Source organism: Mesorhizobium sp. M0663 (assembly GCF_040320585.1).
Taxonomy (GTDB): Bacteria; Pseudomonadota; Alphaproteobacteria; order Rhizobiales; family Rhizobiaceae; genus Mesorhizobium.
In genome coordinates this window covers 78,755-94,665 of record NZ_JAMYPX010000024.1, presented here as the reverse complement: position 1 = coordinate 94,665, position 15,911 = coordinate 78,755, and the positions used below count along the sequence as shown (strand labels likewise).

The window sequence follows — 15,911 nt, the reverse complement described above, 5'->3', positions numbered from 1 at the left end:
TTCTGCTCATCTTCTTCCATCACAAGGTGTCCACCTATTTTGGTGGACACCTCATGCATCAGAGCACTCAACAGCAAAAGGTGCGGGGAAATTCGCGCTTACCATAAGAGCACGCTTAAGACCACTCGTTCATCACCCGAACAAGGCGCGACACGCCGGATGGATACCCTTTTGTCGTCGAGATCAAACAGAAGCGTGGGCTCATGAAGCGGCCACAGTCAATCTGGGGCGGCATCGACCTGGCCGCCATCGCGAACGATATCGCGGAAGCGAAGACTGAAGGTGCGATCGCTGAAGTGCCGATTTTTCCTTGTGAAGATATCCGTTCTCGGCCCATGGCCACCGTTGGTGAAGCGGTACCCGACGGCAAGGAGGTGATCATGCCCGACGGATCGCTTCCTAAGCAGCCGACGGTTGAGAAAGCGCCGGTTCCGAAGGCATCGAACCCACCGACTGAAGACAGACGGACCCGCCAGAAAAAGCGGCGGCAGAAAGATGTTGCTTTGGCGAGAGGTGAACGATGGAAGCGGCGCCTGCCATGGGTGCTCCGCCAGCGCCGGGCTGTGCCGTAGGTCAACCGCACCAGGATTGAAGCTGCCCTTGTCGAACTGTCCATGACGGGCCGGCAGTGCACTTGCCTATCAGACGCCCTCGGATTTAGGGGCGAGAATGAAATCGAAAACGGGCTCAGGCTGGCCAGGCATCGGCTCTCGCAAAACAGCCGGGAAAGTTGTGGCCGTTTCGGCGTGTACCGCGAGCTTGGCAGGTGTCATTCCGAGTGCGGCCTCAAAGGGCCGGCTCGGCAGAGGCGCCACCCGACGAAAAAGCGCTGCAGCTCTCGCCGCATGGCGCGCGGCAGCGACCCGCTTTCCCTCGCGGATTTTCACCCCGGCCGCCGCCAACAGGATCAATCCCTTGAACAAAAGGCGATGCTGAGTGCTTTGTTTCGCAGCGTGCCAAAGAGGCTCCCAAGCCTCATGGGCTTCCCAGTAATAACCGTGATTGAACAGGTCGATACCCCATCGGAACCCGTTTGAGCTGAGTGATTCCTCGACGGCAACAACGGTCACCGGGTCGCTTTGGTAACTGTGACCCAGCGGGTCGCGAACCGGATGCGGATGTTTGCCAGGCAGGTATGCGTAGCCCGGGAAATTCTTTTCGGGTAGCAAGCGACGACGTGACATCGACCCCAGCAATCATGAAAGCACGTCGATGACAATTCATGTCCTATGGAATCTGATGGGACACCGCCTGCATTGGCTGCTGGGTCCTTCCATCCCTGAGATTTCAGCCTCCGCCGTACACGCACGACGCCGGACGTCTTCGGTGGCAGACGCCGATAGCGCTTGACCGTCTTGAAGCCCGACTACTCGCGCACCGAAGACTGACGCTGCTTCTGCGAGCAGCAGCCCGGTCGCAAGGCCGAAGGCGACCCCAAGGTAGTTCGGATCGATCTCCGCCCGGAGCCAGTCGCGCCGGCGTTCAACGTGAGCAGTTTGATGACGGGAACGAAGCTGGGTCTCACTGCGGAGCGGCTGCTGCTGGCGGGGATTCGCGCGCTGGTGCCTCATCGCCGCCGCGCCATCTGCTTAGCCCGCAAGGTAGGAAGCGGCGCTCAGCCGGCTAGAACCGGGCGAAGTGACCAGAGCTCCGAAGTTTGGCTAGCAGGATGATGGCCGTTCCGCGGTGGTCAACCCTCGCTTGCTCACGCAGCGGAGACGCATCCCAGGCAGCCAATTCTGCCACCAAAAGGGCGGTGTCCCCGTTTACCGATGCGCATCTAAGTTGTCCGTACTTGTCCATCACGATTATTGCTGTGCCGGTGACGCCATATCCAATCGCGGCCATCCGCTGAACGCAAATATCGCCGTCGACACGAACATCGAAAAGAACCGATCCTGAGGTTTTCTCCGCAGCGACAGCCACACGATCACAGAACGCCCTATGGAGGCCTTCGATATTGTCGAGTGACTGCTCAAACAACGCCAATTCAACATGCTGCGCCACCATGGCTGCAAAATGCGCGCCGGCTGGCACAATCGACAATAGGCCAGGGCTGACTATCCACGCACCAATCGCCCTCCCGATGCCTACATCGCAACTGCGCTCTTGGCGGGCGCTACTTCGCTTGTCCGCGGCATGCCCAAGCCGTTGGAGCGCTCCTCGAACAGATTGCCCATAACATCACAGCCCAAGATGGCCAATAGGACGAACGACCTTGTAATATCGCTTCATTCGTCCTCCCGAGCGCCGCGCTTCTTTTCCACAAGCGTTTCGGCTTGCCGGAAATTAGGAATCCGCATGGCTTTTCGGTTGGGTGTTGGCAGGAAGACTTATGCGCGGGCGAGGATGGATCAAGGCGTTGCGTCAGGACGACGCTCGGCAAGTGCGTGCGCATTGCGGAACTGGAGCGCGATCTCATGGCGACCAAATGAGGAGTCTCGGAATTATTCTTGGACGATTTCGCGAGTCACATTCTTCCTGCCAGTCGAACCGGCAGATTGCGAATTCAGTGGCGAGTATATGTCCGCGATTTAGCGGAACGACTGTCCCGTTTTTGCGAAATGCGCACTCACTCAGCGGAGACGCATTCCACGCAGCCAATTCCGCCACCAAAAGGGCGGTGTCCCCGTTTACCGACGCGCATCTAAGTTCTCCGTTGTTCCCCAACACGATTATTGCTGTGCCTGTTACCTCAATCGACCGTTCTGCGATCGTGTGGCTGACGCTGCGGAAAAAACCGCAGGGTCGGTTCTGTTCGATGTTCGCGTCGACGGCGATAGCTGCGTTCAGCGGATGGCTGCGATTGGATATGGCGTTTAAATCCTAACGGGATTCAATAATCCCTGTGGGACGGCACGTCCTGTGTCCTGCAGCGCGTTGTTGAGCGCATGGCCCATATAGCGGATTGATGATGGTGAAGGCCTCGGGCTCTCCTCGGCTCCGGCACCGGCACGGAACGTGTCGGCCGGCACCGCAAAGGGCGTTCGGCCGGCCGGAGAGAGGTCGAGGCAGCAAGCATTCCCAGTGGGGAAGTCAGGCTGTTTGGCTGTCGCATCCACGAAAGGTCGCGCCACAGAAACTTGATTGCCAGTCAAATTTTGTTTTCTCGACGCTTCACGAATTAGCACTGGATGCTTCGCTGTTGGGCGTGAAGGAAGATAGGCTGGGGATGGCGCGGCCCGAGCGAACCCACAAAGCCTTCACACGATGCAGATAAGGCACGGGACCTCGTCGAAAGTGTCGACAGGCTGGCTGGCGTTGCTCATGACTGAGCGGAAATAGAGCACGGCAAGACGGTGGAGACCATCGCGCTCGACAGCAAGAACAATTCTCCAGTGGCGATCATCATTATCGATCCGGCGGTCGGGAGGCCTGGTCGGCTTAGCGGGGCTACGACGATGCGACATCCAACAGATATGCGGCATGACTCGGTCAAGGTCGGTGCTGGAATTGCCGCCCGAAAATGGAGTCTTGGCCCAGGAATCGAGCCGCCATCGCGGACGTTGCACCGAAGCAGAGCCGGCACTGTCTCAAGTCCGGATGGCGAAGTGCGCAGCCGATGAAAGCTGCCGCAGTTGGGGACGCGTACAAGCCGTATATGATGACGACATTCGGGGCGCGACGGAGGCGTTCCGCGTTCCTATCGCTCGAACCATGGCCATCGACGAATACGACAGGCCATCAGGTCCGCCGCGCCTTAGCGATAGATGAGTCGCAGCTTCGCCGTGCATAGCGTGATCGCGGAAGTTTGCATTTACGCGCTCCCGTCCGTTTCATTCTCCTCATCGATTTCGCGCACGGGCAGATAGGCGTTCGTTTCCAACCATTCCCGCAGCACGATCTGAATGAGGTCCGCCCGGCCGATTTCCATTTCGGCAGCAATGGCGTTGAGAGCGTCCTCGGTGGCCGGTTCCAGCGGCACGCCGGCGACGTTTCTGAGCATCAATGCCGCGCGCCGCAAGATGATCTGCAGATCCGCGCGCGAAACGTCTGTCGCTTGGCAGATGGGGTGGTTGCCGTCCTCCCCTAACGGCATCGCAATGTGCCAAGGTGACGTGGTGTAGACCACAGAACAGAGAGGACGGCGGATGAAGGCTACGATGATCGGGGTTGATCTGGCAAAGAATGTTTTCCAGCTTCACGGGGCATCGATGACAGGCGATGTGAAGTATCGCAAGAAACTGTCTCGCGGGCAGTTCTTCCGATTCATGTCAGAGCAGCCACCGGCGCTTGTCGTCATGGAAGCCTGCGGCAGCGCCCATTACTGGGCGCGCGAGCTGGTCAAGCTGGGCCATGCAGTCAAGCTGATCGCGCCGCAATATGTGCGCCCGTTCGTGAAGCGACAAAAGAATGACGCGGCCGATGCCGAGGCAATTGTCATTGCGGCCCGTCAGCCTGAAATGCGCTTTGTCGAGCCGAAGACCGCTGACCAGCAAGCGCGGGCGGTTCTGTTTCGGGCGCGGGAGCGTATTGTTCATCAGCGAACGGAACTGGTGAACGCTCTGCGCGCCGTTCTCTACGAATATGGGCAGGTCCTTCCGCAGGGGATTGGTCACGTCAAGCGCATTGAGGCCATTGTCGAGAATACTGAAATCGATCTGCCCGAGCTTGTGCGGGAGGAGTGCCGCGACCTTCTGGCCCAGATCGGCGAGAAGACGGCCCGGGTCGAGGAGAAGACGAAGAAGCTCGCTGACCTGTCTCGGCAGAGCGAAACCGCGCGCCGACTTCAAACCATGCCGGGTGTGGGGCCGCTGATCGCCCTGGCCGTCGAGGCTTTCGCGCCAGCGATGGAGAGCTTCCGATGCGGTCGGGACTTTGCTGCTTGGCTCGGCCTCGTTCCACGACAGTTCTCTTCTGGCGGGAAAGAAAGGCTCGGCCGGGTGTCGAAGGCTGGCCAAGCCGATATCCGCAGGCTCCTGATCATCGGCGCAATGTCCCGCGTGAGTTGGGCGAGCCGCAAACCGCCAGCGCAAGGATCGTGGCTTTCGCGGATGCTCGCGAAGAAACCGCGCATGCTGGTGGCGATCGCACTGGCGAACAAGATGGCTCGGAACATCTGGGCCATGCTGACGAAGCAGGAAGATTATCGAAACCCGGCTCTGGCTATGGCGGCGTGACAAGAAACCACCGCGAATAACCAGGACTGGCAAGGAGGTGTGAGAAGTCGACGACCTGAATGGGCGCATGATCGAACAGATCTGGATCGGGAAACCAGCAATTAACTGAGGGCGTAGAGCTCGTTTGGCAGATTTGGACCCCTTCCGCAGATCACCATACCGGCCCGCGGCTTTTGAAAGTGCCGTAAGCAAAGGCCTGACAGAAGACCGCACTCGATCACACGTCAAAAAGGTCAGAAGCTACTTGCGCGACGGACGGCAACCACAGAAGTTAATTAGTAAGCGCGAATTTCCCCGCACCTTTTACTGTTGAGTGCTCTGATGCATGAGGCGTCACCAAAATAGGTGGACACCTTGTGTGCGGTCGCCGTCAATGCCGATCACATCAAAGGAAACGGCCCGCCCATTGCCGCATGGATGCGTGACAATGCTGCTCGACCTCCTACATGTTAATGCATCACGCAATATAGTAGCCAATCACCCACCCGGCCAGTTTGCTGCCTTTGCCCGGCTCTAACTACCCCCTGAGGAATGTCTCTCGACAGTCCTCAGGGAACTCGACGCGAATGTCTGCAATATCCGCTAAGCGGGCAGAATTTCTGCGACAGCATTTGCTGAAACCCTACTTCACAACAGTGTGGCGCTTCCGGCCGAGCGAAAGCCGGATCGGGAGGTCTTGGGACGATATCATTGTATCCACCTCGACGACGTTGCCGTTGATCCGCACACCTCGTCCCGAGATCGCCCTTCGCGCTTCCCCTTTGGAGGAGGTCAATCCGGCGCGTACCAGCAAATCCACAAGGGCTACTCCGGCCAAGCCCTCGGCGTCATTTAGATGAAGCGTCGGTAGCCCCTCTGCGGCTTCGCCCTGCCCAAATGCTTGGCTAGCCGTGGCCTCCGCCTGTTTGGCGGCGTTAGTTCCATGTGCCAGGGCCGTAGCTTCGTTGGCCAGACGTTCTTTGACGGCGTTTAGCTCGGTTCCTTCAGCCTGTCCAAATCGCTCGATCTCGTCCATCGGCAGATCGGTGAAAAGCTTCAGGAACCGAACGACATCAGCGTCTTCCGTGTTACGCCAGAATTGCCAGTAATCGTATGGCGAAAGGCGATCTTCGTTGAGCCACACAGCTCCGGCAGCCGTCTTACCCATCTTGACACCTGAAGGAGTCGTCAGAAGCGGCGTAGTCACTCCGAAGACTTCCTTTCCATCCGTCCGCCGTATCAAGTCGATGCCATTGATGATGTTCCCCCACTGGTCGGCTCCACCCATCTGCAAACGGCAACCGGTCCGGCGGGTTAGCTCAAGGAAGTCGAACGCTTGGAGGATCATGTAGTTGAATTCTAAGAAGCTCAGATTCTCCTGCTTTTCCAGCCGCGACTTCACACTGTCGAAAGAGAGCATCCGATTGACGGAGAAATGCCTGCCGACGTCTCTCAGCATGTCGATCCAACGAATGCTGTCCAGCCAGTCGGCATTGTTCACCATCACGGCATCCGTCGGGCCGTCTCCGAAGACAAGGAGACGGCCAAAGACCTTTCTGATCCCTTCAATGTTGGCGGCGATCCGCTCGTCCGTCAGCATCGGCCGCGCGTCCGAACGGAAGCTGGGATCGCCGATGCGGGTGGTCCCACCCCCAATGAGAACGATGGGTTTATGGCCAGTCTGCTGAAGATGACGAAGCGCCATGATCAGAAGAAGATGGCCGACATGAAGACTGTCAGCCGTCGCATCGAAACCAGCGTAAGCGGGTACGACGCCTGCTTCAAAGGCGGCATCGACACCCGGCAGGTCGGTCCCTTGATTTACATAGCCGCGCTCAATGAGCGTCTTCAAAGCGGCCGAACATGGTTCGGAATGACCGGTTGATAAATCGGGAAGTGCCATAGGGAATCCTCCTGGTATTGCCGCCAGGGGGTCCTCTCAATGAACAAGCCGCCTGACGGCGGCTTGTTTCAAGGCATGATCGAAACGCGCCGCTCCTTATGGAAGCGTCGCATAATAGATTGCAGCGATGGGCGCGGACTTGATCATGTGCCGATGCATAAAGGACTTTATCCGCACCTGCAAGCAATCTGAAATGGCTACTTCGGGGAGCTGCCGAGCCTTTGTCGCGACGATTTTGCAACTGACTTTTGCACCGTCGCAGAACTCAACTTTTGCGACAACATTTCCTGCTTCCCGCTTTCCTTCTGATGTCGAGCCCAGACGCGCTTCACCTGCGCTTCGCTGCAGCAGCCGGTCAGCTTTGGCGTCATGCCGATACTGTTGCCGCCAGACCGGAAGACAATAAGGCGTTCGTGTGTCACCAGTCAGCTTGGTCCGGCATATTTCCCGGTTCCGTCGCAAACTCCAGCTGAGGTCGGGCAGGTTGATCGTCACGCGGCGCTCATGCGGCGAGCATTTCGAACTGCTTGGGATCAATCGAGGCGGGAACCCTAGAGAGTCAGCCCTCAGAGCCTTTGGTATTAGACCGACCCCTCGCACCGGTTTGGGCTGGGTGTACAAGTCAGGTTTTCATCAGGTTCGACGAGTATGTCTGGCAGCCAGAGCGCGACCACTTCCGTGCCCGCCCGCTCGTCTGGCAGACACACACAGGAGAAAGATATGCTAAGGCGTTATCAACTTAACTTTCGGCATAGACCGATGGCCTGAACATCGCGACCGTCAGCTACAAGCAGCGCCATCGTTTCCTGCCGCAGATCATCGCCCATGCGGTCTGGCTCTCCTTCAGGTTCCCCTTGAGCCTGTGTCTGGTCGAGGAAATGGCGCTGGAGCGGGATCGTGGTTTCGTATGAGGCAATCCGCCGGTGGGGCAACAAATGCGGTCCGCATACGGAGCCATTACGTGACGGCACTTGATATTGCAGTGCAGCAAGCGTAGAGCACCGCGCGCTTATCGGAGTGTCGTCCATGGCCCTTACCAATGCTGGTAACGAGGCAGAACCCGTCGAACAATCGAGCCATTCTGAGGTCGAGCAGCACAGCACCAAGGTGCTGATGCTGGGCGCACTCGGCGTGGTTTACGGCGATATTGGCACCAGCCCGATCTATGCTTTCCGCGAGGCATTGGTGGCATCGTCGGGGGGCGAAGTCGCCAACCGTGGCGACATCCTCGGCGTGTTGTCGCTGATCATCTGGTCGCTGACGATCATCGTCACCATCAAATACATCATGTTCGTGCTCAGGGCCGACAATCGCGGCGAGGGCGGTGTGCTGTCGCTGATGGCGCTGGCGCGCAACAGTTTCCCGACCCGCTCGGCGGTGATCCTCGGCATCGGCATCGTCGGTGCCTCGCTGTTTTTTGGTGACGCCGTCATCACGCCGGCGATCTCGGTGCTGTCGGCGGTCGAAGGCATGAACGTCGTCACGCCGACGTTCCAGCCCTATGTGGTGCCGCTGACGCTGGTCATCCTGGCGATTCTGTTTTCGGCACAGCGGTTTGGAACCGGCGGCGTCGCCCTGATCTTCGGCCCGATCACGGCAGTCTGGTTCCTGGCCATCGGCCTTTCCGGTCTCAACCACATCATCGCCGATCCGGAAATCCTGCTGGCAGTCAGCCCGCATTACATCGTCGCGTTCCTGATCAATTCACCCGACGTCGCCTTCGTGACGATCGGCGCCATCTTCCTCGCCGTCACCGGCGCCGAGGCGCTTTATGCCGATCTCGGCCACTTCGGCCGTAAGCCCATCGTGCTCGCCTGGCTGGCCATCGTGTTCCCTTGCCTGCTGCTGAACTATGCCGGGCAGGGCGCATTCGTGCTGGCGAAAAACGGCGTGGTCGGTCATCCCTTCTTCGAGATGAACGAAGGCTGGACGCTTATTCCGATGGTCGTTCTCGCCACCGCTGCGACCGTCATCGCCAGCCAGGCGGTGATCTCCGGCGCTTTCTCGCTGACCAGGCAAGCGGTGCAGCTCAACATGCTGCCGCGCCTGGAAATCCTACATACGTCGGAAAGACAGTCCGGCCAGATCTACATGCCGCGCGTCAACATGCTGCTGGCGTTGGTGGTGATGCTGCTGGTGGTCGGCTTTGGCGAATCCAGCAAGCTTGCCTCAGCCTACGGCATTTCGGTGACCGGCAACATGCTGGTGACGACGGTGCTGCTGTACGTGATCATGAGCCGCATCTGGAAATGGCAGCTCTGGCTGGCCATCTCCCTGACAGTGGTATTCGCGTTCATCGACATTGGCTTCTTTGCCTCGAACATCGTCAAAGTGTTCGAAGGTGGCTGGGCTTCGCTGGCGGTAGCCTTCACCATCGTGCTGGCGATGTGGACATGGATACGCGGCACCCGCTATTTGTTCGACAAGACGCGCCGGAACGAGATCCCGCTGGATTTCCTTGCCGGCAATCTGCTGAAGAAGAAGCCGCATCTGGTGTCGGGCACCGCGGTGTTCCTGACCAGCGATCCGCTGAGCGCGCCGACCGCGCTGATGCACAGCCTCAAGCACTACAAGGTGCTGCACGAGCAGAACGTCATCCTTTCGGTGGTGACGGCGCCGCAGCCTGTCGTGCCCGACAGCGAGCGCGTCAAGATGGAGACCGTCAACGAGCTGTTCATGCGGGTGACGCTGACCTTCGGCTATATGGAGCAGCCCAACATCCCGCGTGCGCTGGCGATCTGCCGCAAACAGGGCTGGAAGTTCGACATCATGACGACATCCTTCTTCCTGTCGCGGCGCTCGCTCAAGGCATCGCCCAATTCCGGCATGCCGGTCTGGCAGGACAAGCTGTTCATCGGGCTGGCGCGCACGGCGGCCGATGCGACCGAGTATTTCCAGATCCCGACCGGACGCGTCGTCGAGATCGGAACGCAAGTGACGATTTAGGGCATGCCGCGGTTGAGAAGAATCGGTGCTGTCACATTGATTGAGCGGTAAGGAAATTGAGGTAGCAGCGCGCCCGGCACTGTAAAGTTTCAGCGGCTTGATGCAGCGATAGCTGGCCGGGACGGCTGTCACGCTGCGGCGACACACGCGCCAACGGCCAGTCGGGTGTCGCGAATTGAGGCGCGCTGAAGCCGTCCGGCTCAGCCGATCATGGCGCTTCGGTTGCCGGGTTCGAGGTCGTGGCCTCTGCCGCTGCGCGATTCTAGCATTTGCGCCTTGGAGAGCTCTGCTTCAGCCTCGGCGAGGCATGGCTCGGCTGTGGTTCTCTGCCGCAGAAGGTCCGATTGCGAATTCTTGAGGTTGTCACGACGTAGGCGGGCGGCCTTGGCGAACGTCGGATAAGCGAAATGATTGATATCGGAGATGCCGGCCTTCGTTTCCTCGGCGTTTATCTGGAAGTCCAGTTCTCGCGCCATGCGTTCGAAATCGGCAATCATCATGTCTAGCTGCTGCAACTGTCGCCGCTTCTCATTCACCTGAAATTGCTTCAGTCGGACCAGATTACCTCGTGGCTTCATGACTCGGTACTCCGGTACACATTTCGTCCAATCAAACCGCTCTCTCCCAGCCCCTTAACGTTAGGCCTACAGCGACTCTCACGGTTTCTGCTGCGAGAGGAAACATATTTTCCAAATCCTTGGCCGATGGCTATGAGTTCAATGGCATCGACAAGCATGCGAGCGAGGGACTTAAGGGGCGGTAAAAAAAGCGGAATAGGGCGATTTCACATTGTCTGCATATGAACGCGTTGAGACCTGCGGCGGGCTTGTCACACAAACCAATCGTCAAGATTTGCGACATAGACGCCGGGGGCATGAATACGCCCGCCGTCAGCTACACGCCCCCCCGATTTCCGCCCCTATTTATCGCCCACGCGGTCTGGCTTTATTTCCGGTTTCCGCTGAGCCTGCGCCTGGTTGAGGAAATGCTGCTGGAACGCGGCATCGTGGTTTCGTATGAGACAATTCGCCGGTGGGGCATCAAGTTCGGGCCGAACTACGCTCGCTGCTTGCGCCGCAAGCCGCCGTGCCGGAATGATGTCTGGTACCTGAACGAAGTGGTCGTCACCATCGCCGGCAAAAAGCTTTGGTTGTGGGGCGCCGTCGACCAGGATGGATATGTGCTGGACGAAATCGTGCAAAACCGCCGCAACACCAAAGCCGCCAAGCGCTTGCTGACGCGGCTGTTGAAGAAGCAGGGGCTCGCGCCGAAGCGCATGATCACCGACAAGCTGCGCTCGTATGGAGCGGCAAAGCGACAGGTGATGCCGGACGTCGAGCACCGGTCGCACAAGGGGTTGAACAACAGAGCGGAGAATTCCCATGTGCCGCCGCGAAAACGGGAGCGGATGATGCAGGGGGTCCGATCGCCGGGAGGCCTGCAACGCTTCGTCTCGACCTTGTCAGCCCTCCGCAACCTCTTCGTCCCGCCCCGCCCCAAACGTTCTTGTCGAGCCGCTTCTGGCGATCGTGGCAACGATGTTGCGCGAGTTCGGGCGACTGACAGAGCAGGTCTTCAATATCGCCCGCAAGGAGCAAGTCTGCCGGCGCCTCATGTCCGTGCCCGGTGTGGGACCCATCACCGCGCTCGCCTTTCGTGCCACGGTCGATCAGCCGGACCGCTTTCGCCGATCGAGGGATGTCGGCGCGCATCTGGGTCTGATCCCGGCACGCTACCAATCTGGCGAGACGGACTTTCAGGGCAAGGTGAGCCGATGCGGTGACGAGCTCGCCCGCACGGCCCTCTATGAGGCGGCTCATTCACTGCTTGTGCTCAGCAAGAAATGGTCGAGCCTCAGAGCGTGGGGTATGAACGTCGCCAAGCGGCGCGGTATCACGCGGCTTCCTACTCCAGAACGAGCATGCCCCTCCTCCTTGGCGGCCTCGTCAAAGGCCTACGGACATCCTCGGGTGACACTTGGTCCTCAAAGGCGTCGATGCAGGACAGCACCGCCAGCTTCCACTTAGTCCCTTCTTGGTCCACTTCATGAGTTCCTCGGCGGCACCCTCGACGTGGCTAACCCGTATCGGATGCCAGGTCTGTCGCTCCTGACATAGACTGGAGGGTTGAACCAATGGAGAGCCATACAGGGAAATTGGAGCGGAACCAGACTGCCGACCAACCCAGGTTGTAAGGAACAACGCAGGCCCTCGCGGGTTTAGAGGTGGCAGCGGGTTCTTCTTGGATGTGCAGCCGCTGTGGGGGTCCGTCGCCTTTCTCACGGGCGGCGGGCTCCTTTCGCGAAGGCGGTGTTGGTCAGAGAACCTTTACCGCAGTTCAAGTTAGCTGGTTGTCATTGGGGGAAGTAATGTCCCCTCCTCTTTTGCAGCAGCCAGGAATGCCTTACGAGCCTCCTCAGGTTCCATCTCGTCGAATATCACGGCCATGCAAACGCGCACCGCGAGGTCCCAGCGAGGGCCACGCCTGGTCCACTTCATCAGCTCCTCGCCGGCTGTCTCGGCGTTCTCGACGTTGCGGATTTCCCCTGGACGCTCGGTCTTGACGGGGACCGGAGGGTTGAACCAATGGCGAGCCATGAGAACTCCTAATCAGGAAAGATCATGCCCTCCTCCTTGGCAGCCTCCTCGAACGTGTCACGGGCCTGTTGGGGGTTGGGGGGACACCTTGCCGCTCATGGCATCCACGCAGGCGCGCTCCGCCTCTAGCCACTTAGGGCCACGCTTGGTCCATAAGACGAGTTCCTCGGCCGCAGCCTCAACGTGGTGGACCCCGTAGCGGAAGCCGTCATGCTCCGTCTTGACGTACACCGGAGGTGAGAACCAAAGGATTGCCATAGGCGGAATCTAGAGAAGGACTTCTCTGCGGCCAGCTCCGGTCGGGAGTATTGGTTCTGACGTAGACTGGGCGGGGGCAACCAGTGGAGAGCCATGCGGCTATTCCCGAAGATCGAACGCGACGAACAGGCCAAAGGCTGGGGCAACATCAACAACAAGAGTGACCAGCTCGCAGTCACTTACCACCAGATGTGGCCGTCACGGCGCACCGCCGCGATAGTGTCTTTGACGGAGATGATGATAATTTGGCCGCGCCGGGCTTGTAAAATCAGCTGTTCAACAAGCTCATGGGCCGTCACTTTGCGGGGTCGGCAGTTCGTCAGAACGTTCATCCGAAGGCCTCCCACCTCAGCGAGAACCCAAGCGGCTACCTTATGGGTCACTTCTCCAAGAAATCAATGTTCGAATCGTACTGAATAAACCACGGAATCTTTGGGAGAAATCTTCCCCTCGTCCTATGCGGGGAAAGATACATCTTGGCTTCTGCGGCAGCCTCAAAGGCCCTTCGTACCACCTGAGGGTCAATCGGATCGCCCTCCAGGTCTGACAGACAGAGGGTCACCGCCTTGTGCCAGCGAGGTCCTCTGCGGGTCCACCTCTTGAGCTGCTCAAGGGCTGCTCTCGCATTGTCGCAGCCATGCCTGTCGCCGGTTTCAGTCTTCACGAACACCAGAGGGACGAACCAATGGGTTGCCATGGGGGTAAGTAGGGCGGCACGAACCCGCCGACCATCCGAATCATGGTCGGTCATGCTCGGTCCCTGCTTGGCAGGGAGCGGGCAACAAACCGAAGGTGTTCATAGAGAACGGCCTCGTCGAACTCGCCGTCCGAGAAGAGTGCCATTGCGCTCACGCTCAGGCGCTCCGCCTGCTCGCTTCCTACCGGAATGCCTTGCTCGGCGCATACACGATCAAAGACCTGCTTCAACAGAATCAGGTCGCCAGGATAGGCAGTACCACTAGTTGAGCTGCTGCTGGTCATAGGCTGTCACCATTGGGGCGCACGCGCGGTGGGCTCCCCTGCCAGAGCCGAATGCCCGAGCCCCTAACCTTCAAGTCGCGCGACTCAGAGCAGTTGAAACTACAGCCGCTTCCGTTCCCGGCAGTTCGAACAGCATGGGCAGGTGGCGACACTCGGCTTCGTCCACGATCAGCGCCTCGATAGTCGCGATGGAAAGATGGCTTTTGAGGCGCAGCCGGACAACCGCCGCCAGTTTGTGAACGGGCACTGGCACCGCCCCCGTGTGATCGTCTAGCAAACTATTGATCTCAGCAACTACCTTTGGATCGACGGCGTGGGGCAATGGCAGCATGAGAGCGTTCCTTTCGGAAGTAACTCTAAGCGGATCAGGGCGATGAGTCTTGGCCCGTACGTTTTTAACCAAATGCGCGGACATCATTGGACGTCAGGTCACGCCCATTCTCGCGTTACTGTGTTTGTATGGATGCCGCGCTATTTCTCCGACTTCACCGACACTGGCAAAGTCTTCCTTGACGTTGAGGGTACCGATCCCTCGGGACCTCGAAGCTGCAAAACAAGAGGCGGTGAAAGCCTTGGTCGATATTACCAAGGATAAGCTGCCCGATTGCCATGGGGTCACTGTTTGTCGGCCCGATCAATTTCATCGAGCAAAGACTTATGCTCGTCCGGCAGCTCCTGTTCTACCGGAAGATTTAGCGCTCTGCGAAGGTAGTTGCGGACTGCTTCTGACGTGACCCACCGTCGTACGAGGTCGGCAATAACCTTCTGTTTCCTTCTGTCGACCTCAACCATGCTCGATCCTGCATGCGAACAGGTCCGAACCTTCTGGAGAGAAGATTTGTTCCTGCTAATCACGAAGATGAGCAGGACGGCGCGCCCGCTCTTGCGGAGCCACAATGGGCAAAATTCCTGGAATGCTGGGCGGGAACGTTAGGCGGATTAATGAGGCGCGGGCTGAGAGCTACTCCCGGCCGTCGAAACACACGAACAGGCCAGTGGCGGAAGCTACCTCAAGGATAGCCTCAGTTAGCTCTTCGTCAGATGCCCGCAGATTAGGCGCAGTCACACGGACCCGTTCTATTGCAGCCTTGATCGAGACAATGTCTCCGCGAGCCGCCCGGTTCAGAAGTGCAGCAATAGCCTCATGTAGAGTTGGACTGATAATTTGAACGACATTCATCCGACCATCCCCAAGGGGCACGCCGAAGAGACGACAGTACTCTCTCCCTGACCGACATCAACAGGATGTAAGAGTCCGTTTTGAAATTCAAGGATGAGCGTTTCGGCGGATGAGGTTTGCGCCCATTGCGACGAGGATCATTGCGTGAGAGACGTCGATGCGCTGCTCGTAGTCGCGCACGAGGCGGCGCCATCTTGTCATCCAGCCGAAGGTCCGCTCGACGACCCAGCGTCGGGGCAAGACTTCGAAGCCCTTCTGGTCATCGGATCGGCGGATGACCTCGACCACGAAGTCCAGATAGGCGGCCTTGTCCATGAGCATTAGCCGATCATAGGCGCCGTCGGCGAACAGATGCTTCACCCAGGGCCAGCGCTGGCGGATACCATCCAAGATCGCCTGAGCGCCGGCGCTGTCGGAGATATCGGCCGGCGTCAAGTTGACCATCAACAGCCGCCCATCCGTATCGACTGCGATATGGGGCGCTTGCGTCCGACGATCTTCTTGCCGGCGTCGTAACCCCTTGTTCTTGCTTGCGGAGCCTTGACCGACTGGCTATCGATCACCGCCGCCGACGGGCTCGCCTCGCGCCCGGCCCGCTCACGATCCAGCATCAGCGCCACGTCGTGGATGGTCTGGAACAAAAATCGCCGCGCCAGCTCTCGAAACCAGCCATAGACCGTCTGCCAGGGTCCAAAGTGGATCGGCAGCATCCGCCAGCCGCAACCCGAACGGACCAGGTAGCGCACCGCATTGATCACCTCGCGAAAATCAACCTCGCGCGGACGGCCACGCCGCCCAGGCTTGGGCATCAGCGGCGCGAACTGCTCCCACTCCTCATCCGTCAAATCAGACGGGTAGCGCTTGGTCTTCTTGGCGATCTGGGCCATCCGGCCGCGGCTCTGCTTTGTCCACATCCACAGCTTGAATCATAACCCAGCCTCAGACGA

Annotated in this window: 16 protein-coding genes and 3 pseudogenes; 6 read left to right on the top strand and 13 right to left on the bottom strand. The window is 59.0% G+C overall.

The features are described 5' to 3' along the window. The first annotated feature begins 203 nt into the window (after positions 1-203). The gene (locus NKI54_RS28460) at positions 204-572 is read left to right on the top strand and encodes a hypothetical protein (RefSeq protein ID WP_352692989.1); all 369 of its coding nucleotides are present in this window, start codon (positions 204-206) and stop codon (positions 570-572) included. A 69-nt stretch (positions 573-641) separates the two neighbouring features. On the opposite strand, the gene NKI54_RS28455 is transcribed toward NKI54_RS28460, so the two are convergent. The 3 genes from NKI54_RS28455 to NKI54_RS28445 form a co-directional block, all read right to left on the bottom strand. Continuing rightward, positions 642-1,184 carry a DUF309 domain-containing protein gene (locus NKI54_RS28455; protein WP_352517674.1) on the bottom strand — a complete coding sequence of 181 codons (543 nt, stop codon included), beginning with the start codon at positions 1,182-1,184 and terminating at the stop codon, positions 642-644. A gap of 439 nt (positions 1,185-1,623) precedes the next feature. Continuing rightward, the gene (locus tag NKI54_RS28450; RefSeq protein ID WP_352692987.1) at positions 1,624-2,010 is read right to left on the bottom strand and encodes a hypothetical protein; all 387 of its coding nucleotides are present in this window, start codon (positions 2,008-2,010) and stop codon (positions 1,624-1,626) included. A gap of 1,747 nt (positions 2,011-3,757) precedes the next feature. Then, positions 3,758-4,039, bottom strand: coding sequence for a hypothetical protein (locus NKI54_RS28445; protein WP_352692996.1), 282 nt, complete (start codon positions 4,037-4,039; stop codon positions 3,758-3,760). A 52-nt stretch (positions 4,040-4,091) separates the two neighbouring features. Here NKI54_RS28445 and NKI54_RS28440 point away from each other — a divergent pair, with 52 nt between their 5' ends. After that, the gene (locus tag NKI54_RS28440) at positions 4,092-5,120 is read left to right on the top strand and encodes an IS110 family RNA-guided transposase (protein ID WP_352692985.1); all 1,029 of its coding nucleotides are present in this window, start codon (positions 4,092-4,094) and stop codon (positions 5,118-5,120) included. A 622-nt stretch (positions 5,121-5,742) separates the two neighbouring features. Here NKI54_RS28440 and tyrS read toward each other — a convergent pair. After that, positions 5,743-7,002, bottom strand: a complete 1,260-nt coding sequence (gene tyrS, locus NKI54_RS28435; protein WP_352692983.1) for a tyrosine--tRNA ligase — start codon at positions 7,000-7,002, stop codon at positions 5,743-5,745. 96 nt (positions 7,003-7,098) lie between these two features. Beyond that, positions 7,099-7,497 carry a hypothetical protein gene (locus tag NKI54_RS28430; protein WP_352692981.1) on the bottom strand — a complete coding sequence of 133 codons (399 nt, stop codon included), beginning with the start codon at positions 7,495-7,497 and terminating at the stop codon, positions 7,099-7,101. Between the two features lie 304 nt (positions 7,498-7,801). Here NKI54_RS28430 and NKI54_RS28425 point away from each other — a divergent pair. After that, positions 7,802-7,944 (top strand): annotated as a pseudogene (locus tag NKI54_RS28425) (IS6 family transposase); the annotation flags it as partial. An 84-nt stretch (positions 7,945-8,028) separates the two neighbouring features. Continuing rightward, the gene (locus NKI54_RS28420; protein WP_352509852.1) at positions 8,029-9,948 is read left to right on the top strand and encodes a potassium transporter Kup; all 1,920 of its coding nucleotides are present in this window, start codon (positions 8,029-8,031) and stop codon (positions 9,946-9,948) included. Positions 9,949-10,148: 200 nt separating this feature from the next. On the opposite strand, the gene NKI54_RS28415 is transcribed toward NKI54_RS28420, so the two are convergent. Further along, positions 10,149-10,526 carry a flagellar export protein FliJ gene (locus NKI54_RS28415; RefSeq protein WP_352451800.1) on the bottom strand — a complete coding sequence of 126 codons (378 nt, stop codon included), beginning with the start codon at positions 10,524-10,526 and terminating at the stop codon, positions 10,149-10,151. 296 nt (positions 10,527-10,822) lie between these two features. Between NKI54_RS28415 and NKI54_RS28410 the strand changes: the two are divergent. Both NKI54_RS28410 and NKI54_RS28405 read left to right on the top strand, forming a co-directional pair. Continuing rightward, a pseudogene (locus NKI54_RS28410) lies at positions 10,823-11,450 on the top strand (IS6 family transposase); the annotation flags it as partial. Between the two features lie 3 nt (positions 11,451-11,453). After that, a pseudogene (locus NKI54_RS28405) lies at positions 11,454-11,849 on the top strand (transposase); the annotation flags it as partial. A gap of 441 nt (positions 11,850-12,290) precedes the next feature. Here the strand turns inward: NKI54_RS28405 and NKI54_RS28400 are convergent. The 7 genes from NKI54_RS28400 to NKI54_RS28365 form a co-directional block, all read right to left on the bottom strand. Beyond that, positions 12,291-12,545 (bottom strand): DUF982 domain-containing protein, encoded by a 255-nt coding sequence (locus NKI54_RS28400; protein WP_352592120.1) that lies wholly within the window; start codon positions 12,543-12,545, stop codon positions 12,291-12,293. A 437-nt stretch (positions 12,546-12,982) separates the two neighbouring features. Further along, complete coding sequence (locus NKI54_RS28390; protein ID WP_352610245.1) at positions 12,983-13,135, bottom strand: hypothetical protein; 153 nt, start codon at positions 13,133-13,135, stop codon at positions 12,983-12,985. Positions 13,136-13,182: 47 nt separating this feature from the next. Next, positions 13,183-13,554: a DUF982 domain-containing protein gene (locus NKI54_RS28385; RefSeq protein ID WP_352692977.1), complete on the bottom strand. Its 372-nt coding sequence runs from the start codon at positions 13,552-13,554 to the stop codon at positions 13,183-13,185. Continuing rightward, positions 13,551-13,784 carry a hypothetical protein gene (locus tag NKI54_RS28380; RefSeq protein ID WP_352472935.1) on the bottom strand — a complete coding sequence of 78 codons (234 nt, stop codon included), beginning with the start codon at positions 13,782-13,784 and terminating at the stop codon, positions 13,551-13,553. Before NKI54_RS28380 ends, NKI54_RS28385 begins: the two co-directional genes overlap by 4 nt. 70 nt (positions 13,785-13,854) lie before the next feature. Continuing rightward, positions 13,855-14,115, bottom strand: coding sequence for a hypothetical protein (locus NKI54_RS28375; protein WP_352692975.1), 261 nt, complete (start codon positions 14,113-14,115; stop codon positions 13,855-13,857). A gap of 284 nt (positions 14,116-14,399) precedes the next feature. Further along, complete coding sequence (locus NKI54_RS28370) at positions 14,400-14,576, bottom strand: hypothetical protein (protein ID WP_352610258.1); 177 nt, start codon at positions 14,574-14,576, stop codon at positions 14,400-14,402. A 475-nt stretch (positions 14,577-15,051) separates the two neighbouring features. Further along, positions 15,052-15,878, bottom strand: a protein-coding gene (locus NKI54_RS28365; RefSeq protein WP_352692973.1) for an IS5 family transposase whose coding sequence is annotated in 2 segments (ribosomal slippage) — positions 15,052-15,441 and positions 15,444-15,878 — 825 coding nt in all. Because the reading frame shifts where the segments join, the coding sequence is not laid out codon by codon here. Positions 15,879-15,911 lie beyond the last annotated feature (33 nt).

Bases quoted from the DNA above. Each gene is read 5' to 3' on its own strand.
- NKI54_RS28440 (WP_352692985.1), top strand. From the start codon at position 4,092: ATGAAGGCTACGATGATCGGGGTTGATCTGGCAAAGAATGTTTTCCAG.
- NKI54_RS28375 (WP_352692975.1), bottom strand. From the start codon at position 14,115: ATGCTGCCATTGCCCCACGCCGTCGATCCAAAGGTAGTTGCTGAGATC.
- NKI54_RS28455 (WP_352517674.1), bottom strand. From the start codon at position 1,184: ATGTCACGTCGTCGCTTGCTACCCGAAAAGAATTTCCCGGGCTACGCA.
- NKI54_RS28460 (WP_352692989.1), top strand. From the start codon at position 204: ATGAAGCGGCCACAGTCAATCTGGGGCGGCATCGACCTGGCCGCCATC.
- NKI54_RS28370 (WP_352610258.1), bottom strand. From the start codon at position 14,576: ATGGTTGAGGTCGACAGAAGGAAACAGAAGGTTATTGCCGACCTCGTA.
- NKI54_RS28445 (WP_352692996.1), bottom strand. From the start codon at position 4,039: ATGCCGTTAGGGGAGGACGGCAACCACCCCATCTGCCAAGCGACAGAC.
- NKI54_RS28420 (WP_352509852.1), top strand. From the start codon at position 8,029: ATGGCCCTTACCAATGCTGGTAACGAGGCAGAACCCGTCGAACAATCG.
- NKI54_RS28400 (WP_352592120.1), bottom strand. From the start codon at position 12,545: ATGGCTCGCCATTGGTTCAACCCTCCGGTCCCCGTCAAGACCGAGCGT.
- NKI54_RS28380 (WP_352472935.1), bottom strand. From the start codon at position 13,784: ATGACCAGCAGCAGCTCAACTAGTGGTACTGCCTATCCTGGCGACCTG.
- NKI54_RS28450 (WP_352692987.1), bottom strand. From the start codon at position 2,010: ATGGTGGCGCAGCATGTTGAATTGGCGTTGTTTGAGCAGTCACTCGAC.
- NKI54_RS28415 (WP_352451800.1), bottom strand. From the start codon at position 10,526: ATGAAGCCACGAGGTAATCTGGTCCGACTGAAGCAATTTCAGGTGAAT.
- NKI54_RS28390 (WP_352610245.1), bottom strand. From the start codon at position 13,135: ATGAACGTTCTGACGAACTGCCGACCCCGCAAAGTGACGGCCCATGAG.
- NKI54_RS28385 (WP_352692977.1), bottom strand. From the start codon at position 13,554: ATGACCGACCATGATTCGGATGGTCGGCGGGTTCGTGCCGCCCTACTT.
- tyrS (WP_352692983.1), bottom strand. From the start codon at position 7,002: ATGGCACTTCCCGATTTATCAACCGGTCATTCCGAACCATGTTCGGCC.